Genomic DNA, 25,599 nt, shown 5'->3' with positions numbered 1-25,599 from the left:
ATCCGACGACTTTAGTCGTGTGGAGTGTCAAATCCTTTACTGAAACAAGTCATGACCGATTCCGGCAATGAACAAAAGCTGCTCAGTGCCATTCGTTCCTATGGAAGCAAAGGTGTTTTCAGTATCATTGGCTTACAAGCGTTACAGGCGATTTTAGTCTTTGTGCCTTCTGGCAATGGTTCAAATTTTAGCGGGGCTTACCTATGGCGTTTTATGGGGATCAATCATGAGTTTAGTTGGTTTTGCCTTGGGGAACACGGTGATCTTTTTAGGCGTCAAACAGTTCCGCAAAACAGTCGAATTATTCTTTCCGACTCGCCTCAAAGAATCAAAGAAAAAACATGGTTGGCTTGATTTTGCTAAAATCAAAACAATGAAGCGACCCGAAATCTTTGTCTTTTTTTCCTATTTAGTTCCTGGTGTGCCAAATGGTCTTTTACCTTATGTCTTTGCGCAATCAAAAATCAGTTTACCGAAATTTATAGGAAGTCTGACCCTTGCAAGTGTTCCTTCCACCATCATGTGGACTTGGTTAGGAGATTCGGTTTTAAAGAAAAACTATACACTCATCGCGATTATTGTTGCATTATTCGTTCTGATTTTTCTCATTAGCCTCATCTTTAAGAAACAAATTCAAACGCAACTGAAACAATGGATGCAATAAAAAAGGAGGAACTCGCAATGACGATTTTCGAAGACTATTTAGCCACACTTGAAAAAAGTGAACAACGAGAAAAAATGGCGACACTCTTAACGTGGATCGCGCAACACTATCCAGATTTAACGCCGGTCATAAAATGGAAGCAACCGATGTTTATAGAACACGGAACCTATATCATTGGTTTGAGTGCTTCTAAGCATCACTTTTCCCTTTCGCCAGAAGCCAAAACGATTCGTCTCTTTGAAGACGAAATTAAGGCCGCCGATTATGAAACGACCATCAATACGATTAAAATTAAATGGACACAGCCGCTCGATTACGAACTTTTCAAAAAAATGATTGATTACAATCGAACCGATAAAAAAGAGATGACCCAATTTTGGCGCTAACACATGACCCTACGTCGTGTGTTTTTTTAATAAATATTACGTTTTCGAGATAAATTCAATTATTTGCAAAATATTCATATTCATTTTATGATTAGGGCGTTAAACAAAAGAAGGACGTGAATGATTCATGACAGAAAATTTAAACTACATCCCTCAATTTGATGCTTCAAAAGGGCTCGAATTTGGCTTATATACCTTAGGGGATCATTTAGCAGATCCTCACACTGGTACTTTAATTTCCCCGCAACAACGATTGCAAAATATCAAAGAAATGGCGGTTCTAGCAGAACAAGCTGGGCTTGATACGTTTATTGTCGGCGAAAGTCATCAAGATCACTTTGTCACACAAGCACATGCGATTGTGTTAGCTGCGATTGCCGAAGCAACCAAGACAATTACCTTATCGAGTGGTGCCACTATTATCAGTACATCTGACCCCGTACGCGTATTTGAAAACTTTTCGACGATTGATTTACTATCGAATGGACGGATTGAACTCGTTGCCGGACGCGCTTCACGTGTCGGATTATTTGAACTATTAGGCTACGACTTAGCCGATTATGAAGAATTATTTGAAGAAAAATTTGATTTACTTTTAAAACTTAATCAACAAGAAACGATTACTTGGGAAGGAAAGTTCCGTAAACCACTTCGTAATGCCCATATTTTACCGCGTCCCTTGAATAAACAATTACCCATTTGGCGAGCAGTCGGCGGCGGTCCTGGTAGTGCCGTTCGTGCAGGACGCGCGGGCGTTCCCATGTATATGGCGCACTTAGCTGGTGCAGCACAATCCTTTAAATATACGATTGATGCATACCGACAATCAGCCAATGATGCCGGTTTTGACGGCGATCATCTGCCAATTGCAACAGCTGGTTTATTTTATGTCGCTGACACGACGCAAGAGGCATTAAAAGAATACTATCAACATGTCAACGCTGGCTTAGTCTTAACCAACGGCCAAGGATTTCCAAAACAAGCCTTTGCACAAGCACCTGACAAACGCAGTATTTTAAACGTCGGTTCTCCGCAACAGGTCATTGAAAAAATTCTGTATCAGCACGAATTATTCGGACACCAACGCTACATTGCTCAGCTTGATTTTGGTGGTGTTCCTTTTGATAAAATCATGAAAAACATCGAATTGATCGGGAATGAGATTTTGCCCGCTGTAAAAAAATATACCGCAAAGTAGGTAACGCCTTATGAAAATCACCTTACTCTCTGGTTCTGTTGTGGGGACGAAAACCCAAACAACAATGACCATCATGCAAAAAAAAATACAAGAACAATATCCAGAAGCTTCCGTTACGTTGCTTGATTTAAAACAATTAACCCTTCAATTTAGTGATGGGCGCAACTACTTAGACTACACGGATGATACTCGTTTCGTCACGACAACCTTAATGGATTCGGACATTATTTTAATTGGTTCGCCGACTTTTCAAGCGTCTATTCCAGGTACGCTAAAAAATGTGTTTGATTTACTGCCACAAAGTGCTTTTGAAAATAAAGTCGTGGGGCTCGTCATGACAGCCGGTTCTGCCAAGCATTTTTTAGTCGCCGAGATGCACTTGAAACCAATCATTCACTACATGAAAGGAAACTTGGTATCAAACTATGTCTTTATTGAAGAACGAGATTTCCATCAAGCAACGATTGTGAATGACGATGTCTTATTGCGCCTCGATAAACTCATTGAAGATGCGATTGTGTTAACAAAAGCATATAAACAAGTATGGGCCGAACAAGAAGCATCTTACGATTTTTAAGACACATTGATTCTAAACAAATAAAAAGACGCTTGTGCCAAATGAGGATATTCATTTGGCACAAGCGTCTTTGATTTATGATGAGACCACTAAAGCTGCCTCTTGATTTAATAAGTACGGGCGAAGATAACCTAAAGTACTACACATTGGTAACACTTCTTCTTTTAAGTCGATTCCTAGTACCTCTTTCAAGTAACGACGACGTTCTACCATTCTGTCCCATAATTGCGGATATTGAGTTTGAATTTCCGCTCGCAACGACGCATCCGCAAGCACTAAGGTACTTTCTGCCGATACCCCATGATGCTTTGGATGAACCGGAATAAAATCTAATTGGAAAATCATCCCACTTTTAACGGTCGCGTTTGATCCTGAATAAAATGGCGAAGACAACCATTCCTCATCCGCCACAAGATGTCCAGGACACAACTCCCAGCCATGTGTTTTTTGCGGGAAGAACGTATTAAAGGCCGCAAAAAATTCGCCAGCGTTTGCGCCAATTTTTATTTGCTCTAACCAAAAATGATAGGCTGAAAAATAAGGCACCACCATTTCGGTGAAATAGCCTGGATCGACTTGTTCTAATTCTTCTTTTGTCTGAACCGCATAACCACTGCGACTAGACAATCCTCCTTTGTAAGCAACGGTTAACGCTACTTTATCGCCATGGGATAATGTTTTTTCAGTTGGATAAAGGTTCGCATGTGCAAAGCGTTCCCCAAAAGCCGCAATCGTGACAACGGAGTTATATTGACCCTCTTTATTTAATTGATCGCCTACTGTCGTTTCAGAAACACCAACTTCTAATTGATTCATGGCTGCTAAAACGCCATCGGATGCTAACGATGCCCCATACTCATAAAACGCAATTTCATTGGCATTGTTCACGACACGTGCCCCTTCACTTGCATCGATGAATAAAGCTGTCGCATTCCAGACCTTCTCTTCACCCACTACTTCTTTGATTCCAGACACAATCCATTCTGGAATATCAAACAATTGAACAAAATCTTCTAGCTGCGCTGAAAGTAACTTCCAGCCAACTAAACCAACCCGTTCGGATGCATCGATGTTCGCTTCCACTAAGTAATCTTTCATCGTCGCTGTAAAATCCATCGGTTGATTCGGAAGAGAAAAGAACGGGCATTTCACGCCTTTACTTGCAATTCGTGCGTATTTTACTTTATTAACATTTTCATTTCCTAACACAAGCGTGCTTGAACCATCACTATTTAAAACAAGAAGTGCTTCTTCAAAGCGTGGAATAAAGCCGGTTAAATATTCAAAGTTACTTCCATGTTCTTTATCCGCGTAGATTATGAGCGAACTGAATTGGTATTTTTTCATAAGCGCTAAAATTGCTTGCTTTCTTTTCTCAATCGTTTCATCAGATAAAAACACTCGTTTATTTTCATGATCGAATGCCGGTTGTGGAACTTTTTTTACGTCAATTTTCATCTTTTTTTCCTCCTTGAACGTTCGGTGTTGCATGACTGTTGAAAATACTTTTTGACAGTATCAACGGCCATTATGTTAGCCGCGTCATCACACTTACATAAATGAGTATACCAAATCTAAAAAAAAGAAATTGTTCAAATTTTGAACGACTACTTTTTAGGCATGAATTGAAAAAGATAGTATTCTGCAATTAAATCAAATAAATAGGTCATGCCATACTTGCCGTAGACACCCGAAAAATCATTCTCAATATGCTGCTGACTAATCCAGTAAATTTGGTCGTACGTTTGTTTAAAGCGTGGGTCGGTATTTCCCGTAATCAGGATTTTATGTCCAGGCAAGGATTGTAGCCATTGATTGGCTTCCAAGGCAAATGTCCCAGAAGTCGAGACTAATAGTAGCAAGGTTTCTTCATCGACCGCATTTAAACTATTATTCGCCGTATAAATATCAGAAACAACCGAGACAATTTTATTGGCAAACAGCAATTCTTGTTGAAAACGAACCAAATCGCCACTAGAGTTATTCGCACAAACGAGAATAACCCGTTCGTATTGATGAAGCAAAGTCGCAATCTCCCCAATTTGCTCATCGGTCATCACTGTATTGATATCGTCTACCATTGTTTGGATTTCGAAAGAACGCTGCTTTCGATAATCATGAATCGTTGAAAATTGACGATACGTTAAATTACTCGGGAAAATAATCTGAGTAATCGATTGTTTGAACTGGCTGAAATTATCATAGCCAATTCGTTGGCAAAAGCGGCGAACGGCTGAACGAGTCGTATATGCTTGATCAATGACTTCGTTCACTGAAAGATCTTGTACGCGGTCGATATTACGCAAAAGAAAAGCCGCCACCGCGTAATCATTATCTTGCTCACCATTATTGATAATGCCAAATAACGTATTTAATAGCCCAAAATTATTAATATTCATCTAGCACCACCGTTCCTAATCTTCTAATCACTTAAGATTATCTTAGAAAAGCGATTATTTCAAGCAAGACCCTGTTCGTTCATTCAAAAACGATAAGCCACCAACAAGAATGCATATTTAGTTCAAAGGACAACTATTCGCCCCCTTCACGATTGAGAGTTAGAAACGTTTTAAAGACAGAAAAAAGTGTTGAAGAATGATACGAATATCCATCTTCAACACTAACAGTTATAAAATCCTATTTTTTCTATCGTTTCAATTACAACCCTTTTTTTCCAATGATTGGGAAAAATTTGGGTGTTTTACTAGCATAAACTTTAAAATCTTCACGCTCTTTGTATTTCTCTTCAAGTAAAGGCACTCCTGAAACGAATACCAACAATAAATTGATCACAATTGGACTAATGATTAACCAACTATTTCCGAGACCTGTTAGCGAAATCAAGAAGATTCCCCACCAACAAATCGCTTCACCAAAGTAATTAGGGTGTCTAGTCAGTGACCATAAACCATCTGTTAATAGCTTCCCTTTATTTTGTTTATTCTTTTTGAAATTTTCTAACTGTCGATCACCCACTACCTCAAAGTAAAAGCCAATTAACCAAATCATGACACCTAATAGTTGCCACCACTGTAATCCAGTCGTTGCTTGTGTGAAACTATGCATGATTGGTAATGAGATAATAAATAATAAGACACCTTGAAGAACAAATACATTTATGAAAGCTTTTAAATGGACTAAAGTCGTTCCCCAGCTTTTTCGCATATTGACATAACGGTAGTCTTCTGGGCTATTCCAGTTTCTCTTCACTAGATGCCAAAACAGGCGTAGGCCCCAAAGAGATACAAATAACAAAATGATTGTTGTTTGTATGCGTAACTGTCCGCTAACAATCAAACTTGTCCAGCCAACAACCACGAAACCTAATCCCCAAGCAATATCAACGAGTCCGTAATTATTCTTGACTGTCGAAATAATGAACCAAGTGACAAAATAGGCAAGTAAAACCAACGCAACGGTCCAGTAAATCATGCGTTGTCCTCCTTTTTCACAATTCCAGCCACGGCAACACACCCAACGCCAGCACTAATAGCAATAGCCGCTGAACTCTCAACCACATTTACAGTAAGATTCGCTGGTGTTATAGCTAAACGCTTTTTGACGTCTTGTGCTTTTGGCGCATTGTCAGCGTGAGTAATCGCTAGCGCCTCAATCTGATCCTTCTTCAAAAGCGCATTCACTTTCTTCAGAATTTTCTTTTCAGTCCCTTTTTGACTAAACGCAATACCGCTCAATTTACCCTCGCCTTCTGGACTGAGACTGACAATCGGATATAAATGCAAGGCTTGAGCAATTTTTCCTAAACCTTTTGGAATTCGTCCCGATTGAACCATCGGCGCAATATCAGCAACCGCCACATAGATAAAGCAGCGCGCAATCGTATCCTCGACTGTTTGAATGACTTGAGCAAAAGAATCGCCTTTTTTAATCGCTTGAACGGCTGTTTCAACTAGCAATCCTTGAGCAACCGAATTTAATTTAGAATCGATGACCACAATGCGATCTTGCGCCATCGAACGAGCGGTAATCCGTTGTTTCAGTAATTGATACGTTCCACTTAATTTTGAAGAGACCGTGATGACTAAAATTTCCTCATATTTATCTTCTAAAAATGACAATAACGAATCAACACTTTGAATACTTGGTTGCGCCGTACTCAATTTTTGATTGTTTTTTATTTTATCATGAACAATCGAACTATCAATCGTGTATTTATCTAGATAGCTGGCTGAATCGTTTAAAATATTCATCGGTAGCACATGAATTTGCTCTTCTAATAGAAATTCTTTTGGCAAATCAGCAATCGAATCTGTGACAATCGCAATTTTGTATTTTGGCTGTTTTGTGACAGAAAACTGAAGTAACATATCGTCGACTTTTTGATGGGTAATTGTCCCATGCGTTTCTAATTCTTTTAAAACTTCTTGCGGACGATCCGTATGGATATGGACTTTCAGTTGTGACTTACTTCCCGCTAAAATTAATGAGTCGCCTTGTGATTGTAAGTGTTCTTTTAAAAATGGCAACTCAATCTGCACATCTTTTAATAAGAATTCTGAACAATAGCGATGTGTTGGTTCTTCGGTTAAGTACTCCACTTCTGAGAACTCCATCGTTGGCTTCGACATTCGATTGGTTAAAACAGATTTTTTTTCTTTATTACAGTAGGTATCCGTGAACCCTTCGATAAACCGATAAAAACCTTTAGCACCTGAGTCGACTAATTGATTTTTTCGTAACACACTTAGTTGAAATTCTGTTTGTTTGACCGCTTCATACGCTTTTTTCTCAGCAAAAATCAAGGCTTTTTCCAAAGTCCCTTCTTTCAAGAAACGTTCATACAACGATTCAGACCAGACGCGCATTACCGTTAAAATCGTTCCTTCTTTTGGTTCTAACAAAGCTTGATAGGCTTCTGGTACCGCTTTTTCAAAAGAAGAAGCAAAACCTAAGGCATTTTGTTCACCTTGCTCAAACATGCGCGCAACAGCATTTAAATACTGAGCAAAAATAATCCCCGAATTCCCTCGAGCACCTATTAAAGAAGCCGTGGCAACGCTATTTAATGTCATATTTACCGAAGGCGTATTCGGATCAACTCGGTCCAAGATAGCTTGCATCAATGAAGCCAGATTGCTTCCAGTATCCCCATCAGCCACGGGAAAAACATTGATTTTATTTAAATCATCTTTCTCCGCTAATAAATTTAAAGCGCCGCCCATAAAACTATCTAAAACGCGCTGATTGTCTAACTCCTCCACTAAATCTTTCCTCCTCCAAACAATAGGGTGTTTAGCCAATACACAATACCCGATGTCGCACCTGTCACAAATGCTCCCCAGACAAGGTCGATCACTGTCATGGTCACTGGCCATCCTTTAAGCGTTGCTAAATTGGTTAAATCATACGTCGCATAACACATTAGGCCAAACAAAGCACCTGAACCAATCACATACCAAATGTTGCCTCTTTCTATTCCTGGTAATAACACAAAGTATAAAACACCGACGATATACAGCAAATAAAAGATGATAGCAGGGCCCATACGAACTTCTCCGGTTAAATGACCAATAAATTGTTGATACATTTTCTTTGAAACAACTAATAACCAAAACAAATCAAAAACCAAAAATACAGCTGCACTTAACAAATATAAACGGATTACATTCCACATTCCAAACACTCCCTTATCAATTGATAAGTAATTCTAACATATGTTTTTAATGACGGTCTACCAAATTGCTCATTCGCCTCAGTCAGCCAAAGCTGCTGTCTTTTATACTTCTATTTTTTGCCAGTTATCGTTCTTATTTCCTTACGAATCAGGCAACTCTCCTTCTAAAAAAAAGAGATTTTACAACAAAAAAACACGCTAGCGATCCGATTGTAATTGGTTGCGTCCATTATTTTTTGCTTGATACAAATATTTATCCGCTCTTTGTAACGTTTGAGTTAAACTTTCTTCGTTTTGTTGAACTGCCTGACCAATTGAAAGTTGTACGGTTAGGATTTCGCCACCAACACTTACTTCAATATTACCAATCGCTTTTTGAACAGCTGAGATATAAGCCTGAATACTTTCTGGCGATTGATTAAAAAAAAGAATCGCAAACTCATCGCCACCGATGCGATAAATTCGTGTATTTTTCGTTGAGTAATGATTAAAAACAAAGCCCACTTCTTGTAAGATTTGATCTCCAACAGAATGGCCATATTGATCGTTATAATATTTAAAATGATCGATATCAATCATAATAATTGTCGCATCCTTCTCCGATGAATGCTTGTTAATCACTTCACGAAAAGTACGAACATTATGTAATTGTGTCAGATCATCAATTGTCGCGCCAACAAAAATCGTTTGCAATTCTAAAATGACGTAGTTGAGAAAATAAATCAACAGATAACTGACCAAAAGTAACAAGAATAAAATCCCCAATGGTTCCCACACTTTTCCCGTAGAATAAATTGCAAAAGGCGACATGATTAAGGCATTATAAGTAACTAATCCATAGAGCTGCTTATTCGGGCTGACTTTCTTTTCTAAGTAGGTCGTTAAAAAAGGTAAGGTGATTAATAAAACCATCGCTAAGAATAAATTGATCCAAGAGGCGAAGGAGCTGTCCAACATAAAACGACTAATGGCAATGAACAGGACGGCTGGACTCATGACCTTCCATCCTAAATATTTAAAACCTAAAGAAAATAAGACTAACCGCAAATCAAATCGTGTATTGCCAATAATGGTGGCATTGGTCATCAACCAAAAGCCCGCCAACGTCTCAAAAAAAATATAATAGATGATTTGTTTTCGCGTAAAATTTTCTTTATTTAAAGAACTTGGATTTATTTTAAAAATGACATAAATATTTAAAATAATGATACCGATATTAGCTACCAATCCAACTATCATTCATATCCTCCTAAATGAAATACCTGATTAAAACGATTAATTATATTTCAACATTTTTTATCCTCACCTCTATTATAGCGTAAATTTCAAAAAAAAGAGAAAAGAGTATAATCAATTTCGATTATACTCTTTTTTCCTTATAATAATTCTTCTAAAATCGTTCGGATCGCTTGGTTATCTGCTGCATGGCCAATCGTAATCCGTAACCATTCTGGTCGCAATCCTGCCCGTACAATAAATCCTCTTTGCATCAATTGATGAGCTAAGGCTTTACTATCTTGCTTGACATCAAAGAAAATAAAGTTCGCTTGCGAATGATAATAGGGCAATTGTTTTGCTTCAAGGAAAGTTTCCCACTTCGCTAATTCTTCCTGATTGACCGCTACGCTGTGTTCAATAAACGCTTGATCTTCTAAAGCCACAATCGCCGCTTTTTGGGCGATGGTACTCGTATTAAAAGGCGGTCGGACGATATCAAAAGCGCGACTAACTGTCGTTGGAATAATCGCATAGCCGATTCTTAGTCCGGCTAAGCCATAAGCTTTTGAGAACGTCCGCATCACGATGATGTTGGATAGCGTCTCTAGCAGTGGCAAACTCGTTGAAATGGCTTCGTCTGTCACATATTCCTGATACGCTTCATCACTTATCACAAGAACATCTGTCGGTACTTTTTCAATAAACGCGCGAATCAACGACTGAGGAAGGTACGTTCCCGTTGGATTATTTGGATTACACAACCAAATGATTTTTGTTTTTGCGGTGATGGCTTCAAGCATCGCTTCTAAATCCATTTCTCCCGACGATTGTTTTACCGGTACTTTCACGACTTTTGCGCCTTCAATCACTGCATGCAGTTCATATTGTGAAAATGTCGGATCCGCTACAATAATCTCATCCCCCGGGCTCAACAAAGAGCGCGAGATGATTTGAATCACATCATCTAGTCCGGCACCGACAAGAATTCGTTCTTCGGATACTTGGTTCACATTCGCAATCGCTTTTTTTAATGCTTTCGCCCCACCATCAGGGTAATACTCTAACCCGGTCAAAGACTGTGCCAGCGCTTCTTGCACTCGCTGAGAAAAGCCAAATGGATTTTCGTTTGAAGCAAGTTTTACGACCTTATCGAGCTTGAATTCTTTTTGAACGTCTGCAATTGGGCGGCCCGGGACATAGGGACTTAAGCTGGCTAAAGTTGCTTTTTCTTTCATACGTTGATCCTTTCTACAAATCCGTAATCGTCGCACGATCTTTGGTTTGACTGATTTTTCCTTGGCGACTTTCTAACTCGGCCTCGATTTCAGTTAACGAAACGCCTTCTTCCGCTAATAACACAAGGGTATGATAAAATAAGTCAGCTGTTTCGGCAATCAGCTCCTGTTTGTCATGATTTTTTGCTGCAATCACGACTTCTGTTGCTTCTTCGCCGACTTTTTTTAAAATTTTATCAAGTCCTTTTGAAAATAAATACGTTGTATACGATCCCTCTTTGGGCGCGAGTTGACGCGCAAGGATTTCATCATATAATTCCACTAAACTATGCATCTGCATCCACCTCTTTTACCTTTTGGAAAAAACAACTTCTTTCACCGGTATGACAAGCCGCGCCGGTTTGTACGACACGAATAAGTAAGGTATCACGGTCGCAATCGATGTCAATTCGTTTCACCGCTTGCGTGTGACCACTCGTTGCCCCTTTGTGCCAGAGTTCTTGACGCGAGCGAGAATAAAACCAGGTTTGATTCGTTTCGACCGTTTTCGCGTAACTTTCTTCATTCATATAAGCGAGCATTAAGACTTCATTCGTCTGAGCGTCTGTAATAATTGCTGGCACTAAGCCTTTTGAAAAATCGGGTGTAATCATCGGACAACAATCCCTTCTGTCGCTAATGCTTGTTTAATCGCGCCAATCTCTAATTCTCCATAATGGAAAATAGAAGCCGCCAACGCCGCGGAAGCCTGCGTTTGTTTAAAAACATCCACCATGTGCTGCACGCTCCCACAACCTCCAGAAGCAATAACCGGTACATTGACCGCATCGGCTACGGCTTTTGTTAAAGCTAAATCATACCCATCTTTTGTACCATCGCCGTCCATACTTGTCAGTAAAATTTCACCCGCACCAAGATCCACCGCGCGCTTTGCCCATTCAATGACGTCTAAGCCAGTATCGACGCGTCCGCCTTGACTATAAACATGCCAAGAATGCGTTGCTTCATCATATTTCGCGTCAATTGCCACCACAATACATTGATTGCCAAATTTGAGTGCACCTTCTTGAATCAACACTGGTCGTTTTAAAGCAGCCGAATTTAAAGAAACTTTGTCCGCGCCAGCTCTCAGTAATTCTTGCATATCGGCAACGGACTGAATGCCACCACCGACTGTTAACGGAATAAACACTTCCGCAGCCGTTTCACGAACCACATCGACCATCGTTTTACGTTCCTCCACGGTCGCGGTGATATCAAGAAACACGAGCTCATCTGCGCCCGCATCGGAATACGCTTTGGCAATTTCAACTGGATTGCCGATATCTTGTAAATCAACAAAGTTTACGCCTTTGACCACACGACCAGCCGTCACGTCTAAGCAAGGAATAATTCGTTTTGTTAAGGTCATTCGCCCACCTCCACAACATCTGTCATCGTGATATTACCATTGTATAAGGCTTTACCAGAAATCACACCGTACACACCTAAAGCTTTGACAGCTTCTAAATCTTCACGTGAACTAATACCACCAGACGCAATAATTTGTAAATCTGGGACTTTTGCCGCAATCGCTTGTAATTGTTCGAGATTCGGACCCATTAACGTACCGTCTTTTGCAATATCCGTAAAGATAATCGTTTTGACACCAAGTTGTGCCATTTGATCTGCCACGGTTAAATAATCTTGATCCGAAACAGCTAGCCAGCCACGTGTCGCAACGAAACCATCTTTGGCATCAATGCCAACCGCAATCTGATCGCCATATTGTTGGACTGCCTCAGCCACAAACGCGGGATCTTCAACTGCTTTTGAACCGATAATCACACGTGAGACGCCGGCATCAAGGTAACGCGCAACTTGAGCCATTGAGCGAATCCCACCACCTACTTGAATCGGAATCGTAATCGCAGCCAAAATCGCTTGAATCACTTGAAGGTTGGTTAAATCACCGCTTAACGCGCCATCTAAATCCACGATATGCAACGCTTTTGCTCCTGCTTTTTCAAATGCGATGGCTTGCTTAATCGGATCTGGATTCACAACCGTTTCTTGGGCAAAATCGCCTTGATAAAGACGGACACAACGCCCTTCTTTTAAATCAATCGCTGGATAAATAATCATGCTTCCACCACTTTCTTAAATGCTTTGAGTAACGCTTGGCCGACTTCACCACTTTTTTCGGGATGAAACTGCATCCCATATACATGATCCCGGCGCACAATTGCTGGAACGGCTACGCCATAGTCACTTGTTGCTAAGATAAATTCTGGTGCACAATCAACGTAATACGAGTGCACATAATAGACATATTGATCCACGACTGCTTCAGTCAGTGGTTGTGTATGATTCACTTGCAGTTGGTTCCATCCCATATGCGGAATTCGCAATTGGTTTTCTTTTGGAAAAGGCAACACTTGACCTGGAATCAGTCCAAGTCCTTTTGTTTCGCCATGTTCAAAACTCGTGTCAAAAAGCAATTGCATCCCTAAACAAATGCCTAAGAGAGGCGTTCCTTGCGCTACCGCTGCTAAAAGGGGTTCAATCAAGCCACGTTCTTCTAAACTTGTCATGGCTTTTGGAAAAGCGCCCACGCCAGGTAGCACAATGCCTTTTGCCTGCAAAATCAACGCAGGATCGGCTGAGATTACCGTTTCTAGTCTGATTTTTTCAAAGGCTTTACTTAAACTACGGGTATTTCCAGTGTCATAATCGACAATCACAATCATCTATAAAACTCCTTTAGTGGAATTAACCCCTTTAATATTGGGGTTAATGTCAATTGCTTGGCGTAACGCACGACCAAAGGCTTTGAATAACGCTTCGATTTTATGGTGCGTATTTTTCCCATACAAGACTTTTAAATGTAAATTCATTTCGGCATTAAAGGCTAGCGCTTGAAAGAATTCTTCGACTAATTCCGTATCGAAATCACCGACTTTAGGATTTCCTAAATCGGCATCAAAAACCAAATAGGAACGACCACTTAAATCTAATGCGACAAAACCTAAACTTTCATCCATCGGAACATATTCATGGCCGTAACGAGTAATCCCGACTTTATCGCCAAGTGCTTCTTTTAAACACTTCCCGATGACAATCCCGACATCTTCCACCGTGTGATGACTATCGACATCCAAATCACCATCTGCTTGACACTTAAAACTGATCCGACTGTGTCGTGCAAATAAGGTTAACATATGATCAAAGAATCCAACGCCTGTCTGGATTTCACAGACCGGATCGCTTTCGTCTAGTGCTAAATAAATGTTAATCGTTGTTTCCGCTGTTGTTCTTTCTAATGCTGCTTCTCTCATGACAGTTCCTCCTCAAAACGTACTTGGATTGCGCGTGCATGTGCCTCAAGCCCTTCTTCGCGAGCGAGCACCATTACGGCATCTTTTTCTAGAGCGAGCGCTTCTTTCGTATAGGAAATGAAGGCCGTTCGTTTGATAAAATCTTCCACTCCAAGTGGTGAAAAGAACCGAGCTGTTCCACTAGTTGGTAAGACATGGTTTGGTCCTGCTAAATAATCCCCTAAAGGTTCTGACGCATAGGCACCTAAAAAAACGGATCCCGCATGTTTAACCCGACTCAGATGACTCAACGGATCGTTCAGTTGAATTTCTAAATGTTCCGGTGCAATCTCATTCATCAACGCAAATTGTGTCTCGATATCTGCTACGACAAATATAGCGCTATGTTTTTCGATTGCTTGTCTGGCAATTTCCTCTCGCGGTAAGAGTGCTAGTTGCGTTGCGACTTCTGTTTGCACGCGTTGCGCCAAGTCTTGGCTAGTCGTAATTAAAATCGCTCGAGCCAACGTATCATGCTCTGCTTGTGAGAGTAAATCTGCCGCAATAAATCGTGGATTGGCTGATTCATCTGCCAGCACGACCACTTCAGAAGGGCCGGCAATCATATCAATGGCCACTTGCCCGAATAAGATTTTTTTTGCAGTCGCCACGAAAATATTCCCTGGACCCACAATTTTATCGACTTTAGGAATAGATTCCGTTCCATAAGCGAGTGCCGCAATCGCTTGTGCACCGCCGATTTGATAAATTTCATCTACACCGGCAATTTTTGCTGCTGCTAAAATGGCTGAAGGAATGCCTTCTGGTCCGCTTGGTGTTACCATCACAATCTGCTTCACGCCCGCAATTTGAGCCGGTAAAGCATTCATTAAGACGGAAGACGGGTAACGAGCAGTCCCGCCAGGCACATAAATCCCAACGGTTTCCATTGGCAAGACTAGTTGGCCACGAATCACTCCTGATTTTTCCGCATCGACAAAACCCGTTTGCTTTTGCTTTTCATGAAATGAGACAATGTTGGCTTTTGCGAGTTCTAGCGCCTCTATCACTTCAGGCGCCGTTTGCTGAAACCCATTTTCGATATCTGCCGCACTTAATCGGAACTCACTTAACGCCACATGATCAAATTTTTCGGTGTAACGCGCTAAGGCACGATCCCCATTTTCTTTCACATCCGCTAAAATCGCTTTAACAACTTCTTCCACTTGCGCTTCCTCAGATGCTAAGACTTGTTGTGCTAAATATTTTTTTGCAGTCGCTAAATCAGCTTGAACGATTTTCATTCGTAGCACTCACTTTCTTTTGTTGAATATGTTCTTCTAGTTTGTCGACGAGTTGACAAACGGCTTGTTTTTTCCGTTTTAACGAGACTTGATTGACAATTAAGCGCGTTGAGATTGGCATCATTTCTTCAAAAACAATCAACCCATTTTCTCTTAACGTATCGCCGGTTTCAACGATATCCACAATCGCATCGGCTAACCCTAAAATCGGCGCAATTTCAACCGAACCTTCGATTTTAATAATTTCAATATCTTCGCCTTTTTCGCGAAAATAGCGAGCTGCCGTTCGTGGATATTTCGTTGCGATAATTTTCCGCCGATAATCGTTTTCTTCATAATTAGGCGTTGAAGCGACACAAAAATGACACTTCCCGATTTCTAAGTCTAACATCTCATAGTGGTCTCGCTCATCTTCATAAATAACGTCACTACCAACAATCCCGATATCGGCAACACCTTGTTGAACATACGTCAAGACGTCAACGGCCTTCACTAAGATAAATTCGTAATCATCATACGGACTTTCAAAAACTAATTTTCTTTTTTTATTACGTAAAAAATCGCAATTAATCCCTATTTCTTCCAGCAGTTGGATTGTGCCTTGTTCGATACGCCCTTTTGTTAAGGCGATTTTTATTTTACTCATCGCGCTCGCCTCCTTCTAATGAAATGTCTTTCATCTCGTGTTCAAACACATGAAGGACACGCGGAATCTGCCACGTTCGCGCATGTTCAATCGTTTCCTCTAAGCTCGCATGGAGACTTAAACGGGCGAAACGTTCTTTTGCCAATACTTGTTCTGCCAAGGCTAGCGCGTCGTCATCATAGTGAATCAAGACCTCAATGCCTTGAGGTTTTGTTAACTCTCCTTTGCGGTCTTTGATATAAAGCATGCGATCTAAGTAAAAAACCAACCCGACAGCGGGCAGTGGCGCAACCGAAAATTCTGTTAATAAGTCATCATAACGACCACCACTAAAAAAACAATCCGATGACTGATCAGCGTAGCCTTTAAACGTAATGCCTGTATAATATTGCAACTCTTGAACTAACCCAATATCAACCGTGATTTCTTGTTCTGGATAGACTTGGCTAATTTGTTTGATGAGTTGTTTCATTTCAGTTATGCTTGCGAGAATTTTCGGATGATCGGTTAAGGCTTCGACTTCTTCTAAAATATCGATTTGACCAAATAAACGAGGGAGTCGCGAGATTAAAGGATAGAGTGGATGCTGCTGATAATCGACTAAAAAGTCTTGCATCCCCGGTGAGTTTTTACTTTGTAGCAACCATTTAAAGCGTTCTTTCTTTTGATCGGTTAACTGTAACTCTGAAAGAATCGTCTGAAAAATAGCCGCATGTCCCAGTTCAATTTGGAAATCGGTCACCCCGCTTTTTTGCGAGACGCTCACACCGTTGATTAAACATTCGGTTTCAGCTTTTAGTGAATCATAACCAATCAACTCCATGCCTGCTTGAAGTTGTTCATTATATTCACCCGAGTGGCCTTTATTCACTCGAAAGACTTTCCCACTATACGAGAGTTGAACCGGCGGAATCACCCCCGTCGTACTAATTACCCGGCCAATCGGCAATGTCATATCGGGTCTCAACACCACAATTCGTCCTTGATCATCAAAAAAGCGATAACGAGAAGTCGCCTTTTGTGCCATACCATCAAAGACTTCTTCAAACTCAATTAACGGCGTCTCTATACGCTGATAACCCCGGGATGCAAAATGATGGTTCACTAAGCTTTCCAATTGATGACTCTGAACAGCCTCTTTAAATAATTTATCTTTTGTGCCATTTGGCAAGCTACGATTCCATTTCATTTCTTCGTTCACCCCTGATTAGATTTAAATGATAATTAATTAAATGCATAATTAGATTTTACACAGAATATTATGCCTATCCTAGCAATTTTTTAATAAAAAGTAAACCATTTTAAAGGAAAAAAGCTGTTTTTTCTGAAAAAACGAGAACTATTTGCAAATGATGCCCATCACGTCAAAAAAGAGCCTCAACATTCATTGAGACTCTCGTCATTTTATAACTGACCAATCATGTTTCGTTCTTGCTCGGTAAGGGAAAAATCAAAAATAGCGAGATTTTCTTTTTGACGCGTGAGATGATGTGATTTCGGGATGACGATGACCTCTTTTTCAATTTGATAACGTAAAATCACTTGGGCCCACGATTTTCCATAGGCTTGACCAATTTGACTCAATTGTTCTTTTGCTTCAGGGCTGACTCTTGTTAGCGGCCCCCACGCTTCAGGAAAAACGTCATTTTGGAGAGAAAAATCAATGATCTCGTGATTCCACTTTCCTGGATGAGACTCAATTTGATTCACAGCAGGTTTGATTCGAGCACCTGCTAACAAATAGGCTAGTTGTTTTTTATCAAAATTCGAAACCCCTATAGCTTTGATTTTTCCTTGATCGACATAACGTTCTAACACATGCCAGACAATCACCATCTCTTCCAAATTTTCCCAAGGATGGTGAATCAGATAAAGATCAAGATACTCAGTCCCTAAATTAGCTAAACTAAATTCAACAGCTTCCATCACGGATCGTTCACTATTGGTGTATTCCGGTTTTCCCGGTATTTTTGACGTAATAAAGAACGCCTCACGTGGTAAGCCACTTTCTTTGATTGCTTTGCCGACCACTGCTTCATTTCGATAAGCGATGGCTGTATCAAAATGACGATAGCCAACTTCAATGGCTGACAATATTTCGGTCGTATCGCCGTTAATTTCACCCATATATTGATGATCAACTTTCCCAAATGTGTTGGTACCGCTACCAATTATTGGGATGTTTATACCCGTATTTAACGTAAGTTCTCTCATGTACTCTTCCTCCATTGTATGATTCGTTTTTTCCTATTCATTTAGTTTAGCACAATTTGACAAAACAGAAAATTTTGATGGCTTCCCACTCTTTTTCTTTCGCCTATCTATAGTTATAAACTATAACTAGCTCCTATTAATCGATATAAGTCTTTTTCAGTAATCTTTGTTATGCTTAATCCAATCATTTTTACTTATTGGAGGAAAAAACTTATGACAACCGATCGCTTTCAACTCGTTGGGTCGCTCTTACGTCCCGCAAACTTATTAGCCTATAAAAATCAAATTGAAGTCCGCGATGACATTCAATATCCGTTCTATGATGCTTTCGAAGGTTACCAAGAAACCGAAACAAGTGAAATCAAAAAAATCGTCGCACGACAACTGGAAGCTGGTATTCCAGTCATTACAGATGGTGAATACTCACGCTCAATGTGGCATCTGGATTTTGTCTGGGGTTTTGAGGGTATCGAACGCTTTATCGCCGACAATGGCTATACCTTCCAAGATTTTGATGGTGGTATTTACGAGACACGCAAAGATATTGGCATTCGCATTACCAAGCCACTCTCCGGGAAAAATCACCATTTCATTACTTTATTTAAACAGCTGAAAGAACTGGCTGGCGATCATCCCACAAAATTAACCGTTTGGGGTGCTGCACATGCGTTTACCGAATTAGCGATTATGAATGGGATTTACGGAGACGATCAAGTGTACCATACACAAGAAGAACTAAAAGAGGGCTTAATCAAAGCCTATAAAGAATTTCTAGTAGAGTATAAAGATGCTGGCGGTGAAATCATCCAGTTTGATGATTGTTTATGGGAATTATTCTCTGAAGATAACGACCAATCGTTTTTTGCTTCAGGAAAAGAAGGGCTCGAAGAACTGGCGGATACATTCATTGGCATTAATAACGAAATTGCCGATTATGCGCATCAATTAGGACTCAAAGTCTGGACTCATAACTGTCGCGGAAACTACGAAAGTCGTCATGCAGCTGGCGGATCGTACGAGTCCATCGCTGAAAAATTCTTACGTGATCAACATTATGACCGCTTCTTTCTTGAATGGGACGATGATCGTGCCGGTGATTTGACTGCTTTAGCAGTATTAAAAGATCGTCCAGAAGTGGAAGTTGTCTTAGGGTTACTTTCAAGTAAAGTCGCTCACCTAGATGATGAAGCACGCATCTATCAATTATTAGAAAAAGCCAGTACGATTTTACCGAAAGAACGCTTGTACCTCTCCCACCAATGTGGTTTTGCCTCATGTGATTGTGGCAATGAATTATCAGCGGAACAACAATGGGAGAAAGTTGCACAAGGTCAAGCCATTGCCAAAACTTTTTGGAATGACTAATTAAAAACGAGAGAGCACTATCCTAGGCACAGGTAAGTACGTGTGACTAAGATCGTGCTCTCTTATTTGCGGTTTCAACCGAGACTCATTACAGTTAAAAACGATTAAAAGATGACAGAAAAAAATCAGATGGTTATCACCTTGTTTAAGGAGATGGTAACCATCTGATTTTACTGTCGTTTCCTTTGATTCTTCTACCAAACAGGAATACTTGATTTTTTCGAGCTTTCTGCAATGACTTCTTTAACGGCCTCCGTTTGATAAGCTGCCACCACTTTTTGATACAATTCCGAATCTTTTTCTTCTGCGCGTGCGGCGATGACATTATAATACGGTGTCGATGTTTCAGAAACAGGTTCTAAATAAATCGCATCTTCTGTTGGAACGAGTCCTGCATCAACTGCCATGCCGTTATTTACTAATGAAATCGTGACATCTTGGAGCGCGCGTGCTGTTTGATTCGACTCTAATGATTTAAACTCCAACTGTTTTGGATTACTCGTAATATCGGATACGCTCGGTAAATAACCTTTACTTTCGTCAAGTTCAATGAGTCCCGCTGTTTGTAGCAACAATAATGCGCGACTTTCATTTGACACATCATTTGGAATCGCGACCGCCGCCCCGTCTTCCAATTGGGCAATGTCCTCAATTTTTTCAGAATAGATGCCTAATGGATTAAGCGTCGTATACGCAATTGTTGTATTCGTATATCCTGCTTCTTCATTGATATTATCCATGAAAATTTCCGTTAAAGCGGAATGCAAATCAATCGAGCCATCTTCAAGCGCGGTGATAGGTTGGCGATAATCCGTAAATTTCACCAGTTCTAAATGAATATTTTCTTTTTTCAATTCTTTTTGAACGTATTCCCACGGTTCATTAATTTCACCGACGACGCCTAAACGAACCGTTTCTTCCACAACCTCTTCATTTGACTCTTTTGACGCACAACCACCTAGTAGCACCACACTACTCAAAACTGCGATTACGCCAACCACATACTTTAACCTTTTACTCATCTTGCTCCCCCTTGTTTGTTCCGATAATTTCTACTCTTAAATCCTCGTCAAACCAATAAAAAAAGTCCTTTATCAGAAAAAAATATTTCTGATAAAGGACGAGTCATCGTGGTACCACCTTTGTTTGAAAGCAATGCTTTCCTCAACTATCTCCGAAGAAATAGCGTTCGAGATAACGATCGAACAAATCGAAGCGGCTTACCTATCAGCCGACTCACCTCCGAGACCATCTTCATTCTTTCCCCTTTAGTCCCTTTCACCAAACGGAACCTCTCTTCAAAAGTGGATAAAAATTACTCTTCTCTTCATTGGTTTTAGATTAAATTAAGATTAGACTTAACTCATCTTACTAAATTTGTTCTAGGAAATCAATTTTTTTGCTTCAAAATACTGCTGGTGAAGTACGTATCAGTTTCTCAATAAGCCTATTCGCATTTCCCTTATATGATCGTTATTCCTTCCCATAATTTCTTGCCAAGAAAAAATGATGGAATTATTACTGCTTGGCCGATCCATTCCCATGTCCTGCTCGATAATTAGCCGCTTCCTCCACTGTAATCAAGCTAAAATTATTGGGATTTTTGACTTGTCCATAGGTTAAACCACTTTCTACTTTTAAATACTTATATCCTGCAGGAGCTTGGTGCCAACCTCCTGAAACGGTTGCAGCAGGTGGTGACGCATGATTGCTCGCTTGAGATTGAGCTGCTGCTTGTTGTCGCGCCGCTTCTTCCGCTGCTGCTTCACGTAAGGCTTTTTCTTGAGCCGCTTTTTTGGCTGCCTCTTCTTCTGCTTTTTTCTTTGCTTCAGCAATTCGTCCATCACTTTTTTTGCGAGCATCATGGTACGTTTTGTTTGATAAGGTGTACTTTTCTCCTAAATCACCTGGTTGATAATCAATCATTTTTAGTGCTTGATTCAGGATGTCTTTTTCTTTTGTTAATGATTCTTTTTCTTCTGAAATCAAATCTCCTTGAGCTAACAAAGCATCGACTGATTTTACTAGTTCTTTTACCTGTGTCTCATTAGTATCAAAATCTTTTTGTATCGCTGCTTGTTTCTGTTGTAACGACTCAATTAATTTTTGCGAGGCTTCTTTTTGTTCTTTCACGTGTGTCATATTATCAGCATCTTCAAAAAATAGTGTATTTACTTTTTGATCTTGCGTTAATAATTGCTTTTCATCTTTTGAAAGATATTTTTTCTTCAATAATTCTGCTGATGACTGATTGAAACCTTTCAGCTCTTCTACTAATTCAATTAATGAAGATTGATTCAGGTTCATTTTGGTAGTAAATAACGCTACTTCATCTGCGACAGCACGAACAGGGTCTACTTTTTTTGTTTGCGTTAACGCTACTAATCGATCATTAAATTCTTTAATTTGTTGGACATCTTCATCTAAGACAAAGGGTTCTTTACTTTTTTCCTCTAGCTTTTTAAGTTTTTCCGCTAATTTGTCGCTTTCAGATTGAGCTACCCTTGCTTCATTCGCGACTAGATGTTGTTTTACCTCCGCTAGCTGGCTCTCTTCTTCAGCTAACATTTCTCTTATGTTTCGTCTGTTAGATTGCTCTTGTGCTTTATTGATTCGGTCGATTCCAGTTAAAAGTCTTTCGCGATCATCGTTTGAAATAAACTCTGATTCAAACACTTTTTTTATCTGTGTTTCCTGTACTTGATGTTCCTCATAGACTTCTTGATATGCTTGAGCATTCGCGTTAGTGGCAATCGTCCCCGCAGTTAAAAAAGTGAGCGCAATTCCTATTAAGTCTCGTCTTAATTTCACTTTACTTCCCTCCTATCTTTCTCTACAACAAATCTTGTTTGCGCTTTTCGATCGACTCTTTATACCATTGCAAAGACAATTCGACTTCTTCCTCATGTTGATGATCAATCGAAAGATATTCATAGTATTTTTTTATCTCAGTTATCATTGTTTCTAAATTCTCAAAAGCTTTTTCATCATTTGTAAGATCATCATCTTTTAATCTTTTCAGTAACTCTCCGAATTCGTCTGCAAAATAATTCGTCAATTGATAATCAATAAAAAAGACTAATAATTCATGATTCAATATCTCTGGATCATATTTCCTTAAAAAGGTTTTTAAGTGCTGATAATTTTTACCTTCAACTCTAATTCGGGAAGCATAATAAAAAGTGATTCCCATTGCAATAAGGTAGATAAAAAATGGATTCATTCGAACAAAATCACCAAAAACAAACAGACTAGTAACAACGAGTAGTACGAGTGAAAATAAAAATAATTTCCTTTCGTACCGTCGATGTTGTTGATACAACGATAGAATATGATAATACTCACTCACAACAAAATCCCCCCAACTAAATAATATCTTTTTTATCATATCCTTTTCACAAGCACGTGACAATGGCAAATAAAAAATAACGATAATAATTTATCTAGTTTCTACTTTTAAACAAAAGAGGCATCTGAACCTCTTTTACAGGATTCAGATGCCATTAATAATGATATTTATTAATAAGTGTGATCGACATTAGCCATATTTTTTTCTAGTCGTTCATTTTTCTATTTCTTGTACAAAACACATGTGTTGTTAGTCAACTACTGACTGAATAAAACGGAGAATGACTGTCATTTCTTATTTTTATCTCAAATGCCATGTACTTTAGTAAGCTTTTTAATTGATGGGACAAACTATCGTCCACTATCTCCTAGAAAATAGAAGTTAAGAGAATCCTTATGCAGCTAATTTATCACCCATTTCGAATCATCACACTTGATTTGACATACGCCTCACACAGGAAGATTAATTGACCAAATGATTCTTTAAATAATCCTGTACCCCTAATCCTGCTTCATAAATCCAGTAGTGTTCGCCTTCATAAGAAAAATAAATTTGCTCGCTTCCAAAAAATGGTGCTTTATAGAGACAATCAATGCGAGACAAATCTATTTTCCGCTCGATTGCTTGACGGATGCCTTGGTGACTGTGAATAAAAAGTTGGTTATCAGTAATTTGTATTTGAGCGAATAGATAGGTTTGTCCAATTCTAAGATATGTTTGCATGATGAACCCCTCTTTCTCTTAAAGTAATGAAAGTATAACGTATAAAACCGGTTTCAGTGCAAGGTCTATTTGTCACTTTTCTTATTCATTAAGTTTTTATCATTCAAAATCCTCCTCTGATTCTCAGACTGACATTGTCTTTTCCTCCTCTTTCACCTCACTCGTTTAGATGCTAAAAAACAGCAACAAAACCTCTGATAAAAGAGTTTGTTGCTGTTAGCCATTTCTTTCTTAATAACCGTTGCGTAAATCGCGTTCGTATTCACTCTCATTCGAACGGCTGACGCGTCGTTTGCGGCCTTTAATTGGCGTTGACTGAAGCGCTTTGAGGACTTTTTCGCCTTTGCCATTTAATATTTCGACAAATGTGGACACATCCATTAAGTTAATGACGCCAATATCGTCGCCCGTAACACCTTCAACATTACAAATTGCGCCTACTACATCGCCTGGTCGCATTTTTGTTTTCTTACCGGCATTGATATGAATTTTCATGATATCTTCTTTGAAATCTAGCCCTTTTTCTTTACGAATCATTGGGTTTTTTCGTTGTTTTTGTTCAAAGTCTAATCGGTATTTATCCACCGTTGCTCGACTTGGACGAGGAATTTCTTCTAACACATCCCCTTGTGCTTCGCGAATCGCTGCAAATGATGCACGATCACGTGGATTAACTAACGAAAGGGTCTTCCCTTTGTTTTCAAAACGAGCCGTCCGACCAATACGATGGACGTAGGTTTCTGGTTTATCTGGTAAATCGTAATTCACGACGAGCGCAATATCCGCCACATCAATTCCACGAGCAGCGACATCGGTTGCGACCAAGTGACGGAAATAGCCCCGTTTAAAATCATTAATGACTTGGGTACGGTCTCGTTGTTCCATGCCACCATGGAGCATATCGACTTTAATATCCGCGCGATCTAGTTCTTTCATTAACCGTTCGACCATCACTTTCGTATTACAAAAAAGAATACTACTGTCTGGATTATCAACGATTAATAAATCTTTTAAGGTTGCTAATTTATCTTCATCTTCCACGCGAATATATTGCTGGCGAATCCGTTTTTTCGATTGGTCAGTATCCGTGATTTCGACGTATTTCGGGTGTTTCAAAAAGTGCTCCGTTAATTTTTTAACGGCATCTGGCATTGTCGCTGAAAATAAGGCTGTCGTGCGATTTTGCGGTAACTCCTGTAAAATATCTTCGACTTGATCAATGAATCCCATCGCAAACATTTCATCCGCTTCGTCAATAATTAATGTTTTAATTTGACTTAAATCAATCGTTCCTCGTTCAATATGATCAAATAAACGTCCTGGTGTCGCCACCACAATATGAGTGCGTTGCTTTAAATTTTTGACTTGCGTTTGATAAGACGTTTTCCCAAATAAGGCTTCCACTTTCAAGCGTTTGTAACGTCCGATATTAAATATTTCATCTTTAATTTGTGTCGCAAGTTCTCTCGTTGGCGTTAAGACCAAGGCTTGTGGCGCGCGTTCTTCCCAATCCACTAATTGACATAATGGAATGCCAAATGCGGCAGTTTTTCCACTCCCTGTTTGCGAGCGGACAATCACATCTTTTTTATTAAGCAGTAGCGGCAAGACTTCTCGTTGTACAGGGGTTGGATCCGTATATTTTAAGACGGATAGGGACTCTACAATCGATTCATCCAACGGGTATTCTGAAAATCGGTTTTGACTCATTTAATTTAACATCCTTCTATTAAACAAGTTCACAACAGATTTTCTGCGCCTTGCTTAATACTATTATTATTTTTTTCGC

27 protein-coding genes and 1 other annotated feature are annotated in these 25,599 nt (G+C 39.7%); of the genes, 5 read left to right on the top strand and 22 right to left on the bottom strand.

The features are described 5' to 3' along the window. Nucleotides 1-175 precede the first annotated feature (175 nt). The 4 genes from RU93_RS08085 to RU93_RS08070 all read left to right on the top strand — a co-directional run bounded on the left by RU93_RS08085 (nucleotide 176) and on the right by RU93_RS08070 (nucleotide 2,825). A complete protein-coding gene (locus RU93_RS08085) occupies nucleotides 176-664 on the top strand; it encodes a TVP38/TMEM64 family protein (protein ID WP_071875112.1) in 489 nt (162 codons plus the stop codon). A 17-nt stretch (nucleotides 665-681) separates the two neighbouring features. Continuing rightward, entirely contained in the window at nucleotides 682-1,050 is a 369-nt protein-coding gene (locus RU93_RS08080; protein ID WP_071875111.1) for an iron chaperone, read from the top strand. A 127-nt stretch (nucleotides 1,051-1,177) separates the two neighbouring features. Further along, nucleotides 1,178-2,248, top strand: a complete 1,071-nt coding sequence (locus tag RU93_RS08075) for an LLM class flavin-dependent oxidoreductase (RefSeq protein ID WP_071875110.1) — start codon at nucleotides 1,178-1,180, stop codon at nucleotides 2,246-2,248. Nucleotides 2,249-2,258: 10 nt separating this feature from the next. Further along, nucleotides 2,259-2,825 carry an NADPH-dependent FMN reductase gene (locus RU93_RS08070; RefSeq protein ID WP_071875109.1) on the top strand — a complete coding sequence of 189 codons (567 nt, stop codon included), beginning with the start codon at nucleotides 2,259-2,261 and terminating at the stop codon, nucleotides 2,823-2,825. A gap of 75 nt (nucleotides 2,826-2,900) precedes the next feature. Here the strand turns inward: RU93_RS08070 and RU93_RS08065 are convergent, their stop codons facing one another. The 17 genes from RU93_RS08065 to RU93_RS07985 all read right to left on the bottom strand — a co-directional run bounded on the left by RU93_RS08065 (nucleotide 2,901) and on the right by RU93_RS07985 (nucleotide 18,373). Then, a complete protein-coding gene (locus tag RU93_RS08065) occupies nucleotides 2,901-4,283 on the bottom strand; it encodes a M24 family metallopeptidase (RefSeq protein WP_071875108.1) in 1,383 nt (460 codons plus the stop codon). 149 nt (nucleotides 4,284-4,432) lie between these two features. Continuing rightward, on the bottom strand, nucleotides 4,433-5,224 hold the full coding sequence (locus RU93_RS08060) for a MurR/RpiR family transcriptional regulator (RefSeq protein WP_071875107.1): 792 nt from the start codon (nucleotides 5,222-5,224) through the stop codon (nucleotides 4,433-4,435). Between the two features lie 259 nt (nucleotides 5,225-5,483). Next, nucleotides 5,484-6,257: a DUF1295 domain-containing protein gene (locus RU93_RS08055; protein ID WP_071875106.1), complete on the bottom strand. Its 774-nt coding sequence runs from the start codon at nucleotides 6,255-6,257 to the stop codon at nucleotides 5,484-5,486. Then, nucleotides 6,254-8,008: a DAK2 domain-containing protein gene (locus RU93_RS08050; protein ID WP_245785389.1), complete on the bottom strand. Its 1,755-nt coding sequence runs from the start codon at nucleotides 8,006-8,008 to the stop codon at nucleotides 6,254-6,256. Before RU93_RS08050 ends, RU93_RS08055 begins: the two co-directional genes overlap by 4 nt. A 38-nt stretch (nucleotides 8,009-8,046) precedes the next feature. After that, nucleotides 8,047-8,460, bottom strand: a complete 414-nt coding sequence (locus RU93_RS08045; RefSeq protein WP_071875104.1) for a DUF2177 family protein — start codon at nucleotides 8,458-8,460, stop codon at nucleotides 8,047-8,049. Nucleotides 8,461-8,658: 198 nt separating this feature from the next. After that, nucleotides 8,659-9,699, bottom strand: coding sequence for a GGDEF domain-containing protein (locus tag RU93_RS08040; protein WP_071875103.1), 1,041 nt, complete (start codon nucleotides 9,697-9,699; stop codon nucleotides 8,659-8,661). A gap of 137 nt (nucleotides 9,700-9,836) precedes the next feature. Then, nucleotides 9,837-10,913 (bottom strand): histidinol-phosphate transaminase, encoded by a 1,077-nt coding sequence (gene hisC / locus RU93_RS08035; RefSeq protein WP_071875102.1) that lies wholly within the window; start codon nucleotides 10,911-10,913, stop codon nucleotides 9,837-9,839. 13 nt (nucleotides 10,914-10,926) lie between these two features. Next, nucleotides 10,927-11,247, bottom strand: a complete 321-nt coding sequence (hisE, locus tag RU93_RS08030; protein ID WP_071875101.1) for a phosphoribosyl-ATP diphosphatase — start codon at nucleotides 11,245-11,247, stop codon at nucleotides 10,927-10,929. Further along, complete coding sequence (hisI, locus tag RU93_RS08025) at nucleotides 11,240-11,566, bottom strand: phosphoribosyl-AMP cyclohydrolase (protein ID WP_071875100.1); 327 nt, start codon at nucleotides 11,564-11,566, stop codon at nucleotides 11,240-11,242. Before hisI ends, hisE begins: the two co-directional genes overlap by 8 nt. After that, a complete protein-coding gene (hisF, locus tag RU93_RS08020) occupies nucleotides 11,563-12,324 on the bottom strand; it encodes an imidazole glycerol phosphate synthase subunit HisF (protein ID WP_071875099.1) in 762 nt (253 codons plus the stop codon). Before hisF ends, hisI begins: the two co-directional genes overlap by 4 nt. Next, entirely contained in the window at nucleotides 12,321-13,037 is a 717-nt protein-coding gene (gene hisA, locus RU93_RS08015; protein ID WP_071875098.1) for a 1-(5-phosphoribosyl)-5-[(5-phosphoribosylamino)methylideneamino]imidazole-4-carboxamide isomerase, read from the bottom strand. Before hisA ends, hisF begins: the two co-directional genes overlap by 4 nt. After that, a complete protein-coding gene (gene hisH, locus RU93_RS08010; RefSeq protein WP_071875097.1) occupies nucleotides 13,034-13,642 on the bottom strand; it encodes an imidazole glycerol phosphate synthase subunit HisH in 609 nt (202 codons plus the stop codon). The genes hisA and hisH overlap by 4 nt, the downstream gene beginning before the upstream one ends. Beyond that, a complete protein-coding gene (hisB, locus tag RU93_RS08005; protein WP_071875096.1) occupies nucleotides 13,643-14,230 on the bottom strand; it encodes an imidazoleglycerol-phosphate dehydratase HisB in 588 nt (195 codons plus the stop codon). It lies immediately after the preceding gene. After that, nucleotides 14,227-15,513: a histidinol dehydrogenase gene (hisD, locus tag RU93_RS08000; protein ID WP_071875095.1), complete on the bottom strand. Its 1,287-nt coding sequence runs from the start codon at nucleotides 15,511-15,513 to the stop codon at nucleotides 14,227-14,229. Before hisD ends, hisB begins: the two co-directional genes overlap by 4 nt. Next, entirely contained in the window at nucleotides 15,494-16,159 is a 666-nt protein-coding gene (hisG, locus tag RU93_RS07995; protein ID WP_071875094.1) for an ATP phosphoribosyltransferase, read from the bottom strand. Before hisG ends, hisD begins: the two co-directional genes overlap by 20 nt. After that, nucleotides 16,152-17,348 (bottom strand): ATP phosphoribosyltransferase regulatory subunit, encoded by a 1,197-nt coding sequence (hisZ, locus tag RU93_RS07990; protein ID WP_071875093.1) that lies wholly within the window; start codon nucleotides 17,346-17,348, stop codon nucleotides 16,152-16,154. The genes hisG and hisZ overlap by 8 nt, the downstream gene beginning before the upstream one ends. Before the next feature lie 215 nt (nucleotides 17,349-17,563). Next, a complete protein-coding gene (locus tag RU93_RS07985; protein ID WP_071875092.1) occupies nucleotides 17,564-18,373 on the bottom strand; it encodes an aldo/keto reductase family protein in 810 nt (269 codons plus the stop codon). Nucleotides 18,374-18,586: 213 nt separating this feature from the next. On the opposite strand from RU93_RS07985, the gene RU93_RS07980 reads away from it, so the two are divergent. Further along, nucleotides 18,587-19,738, top strand: coding sequence for a cobalamin-independent methionine synthase II family protein (locus RU93_RS07980; protein WP_071875091.1), 1,152 nt, complete (start codon nucleotides 18,587-18,589; stop codon nucleotides 19,736-19,738). A 194-nt stretch (nucleotides 19,739-19,932) separates the two neighbouring features. Here the strand turns inward: RU93_RS07980 and RU93_RS07975 are convergent, their stop codons facing one another. The 5 genes from RU93_RS07975 to RU93_RS07955 form a co-directional block, all read right to left on the bottom strand. After that, nucleotides 19,933-20,760, bottom strand: a complete 828-nt coding sequence (locus RU93_RS07975; protein ID WP_071875090.1) for a MetQ/NlpA family ABC transporter substrate-binding protein — start codon at nucleotides 20,758-20,760, stop codon at nucleotides 19,933-19,935. Between the two features lie 91 nt (nucleotides 20,761-20,851). Continuing rightward, nucleotides 20,852-21,078: a binding site (T-box leader), on the bottom strand. A gap of 178 nt (nucleotides 21,079-21,256) precedes the next feature. After that, complete coding sequence (locus RU93_RS07970) at nucleotides 21,257-22,549, bottom strand: coiled-coil domain-containing protein (RefSeq protein WP_071875089.1); 1,293 nt, start codon at nucleotides 22,547-22,549, stop codon at nucleotides 21,257-21,259. Nucleotides 22,550-22,571: 22 nt separating this feature from the next. Beyond that, on the bottom strand, nucleotides 22,572-23,087 hold the full coding sequence (locus RU93_RS07965) for a hypothetical protein (RefSeq protein ID WP_071875088.1): 516 nt from the start codon (nucleotides 23,085-23,087) through the stop codon (nucleotides 22,572-22,574). 462 nt (nucleotides 23,088-23,549) lie between these two features. Further along, the gene (locus RU93_RS07960; protein WP_071875087.1) at nucleotides 23,550-23,810 is read right to left on the bottom strand and encodes a hypothetical protein; all 261 of its coding nucleotides are present in this window, start codon (nucleotides 23,808-23,810) and stop codon (nucleotides 23,550-23,552) included. A 231-nt stretch (nucleotides 23,811-24,041) separates the two neighbouring features. Beyond that, nucleotides 24,042-25,520 carry a DEAD/DEAH box helicase gene (locus tag RU93_RS07955; RefSeq protein WP_071875086.1) on the bottom strand — a complete coding sequence of 493 codons (1,479 nt, stop codon included), beginning with the start codon at nucleotides 25,518-25,520 and terminating at the stop codon, nucleotides 24,042-24,044. Nucleotides 25,521-25,599: the final 79 nt, after the last annotated feature.

It is taken from the genome of Enterococcus aquimarinus, from assembly GCF_001885765.1.
GTDB classification, from domain to species: Bacteria; Bacillota; Bacilli; order Lactobacillales; family Enterococcaceae; genus Enterococcus_I; species Enterococcus_I aquimarinus.
Note: the sequence above shows the minus strand (reverse complement) of the source record. Positions and strands in the feature narration are given on the sequence as shown.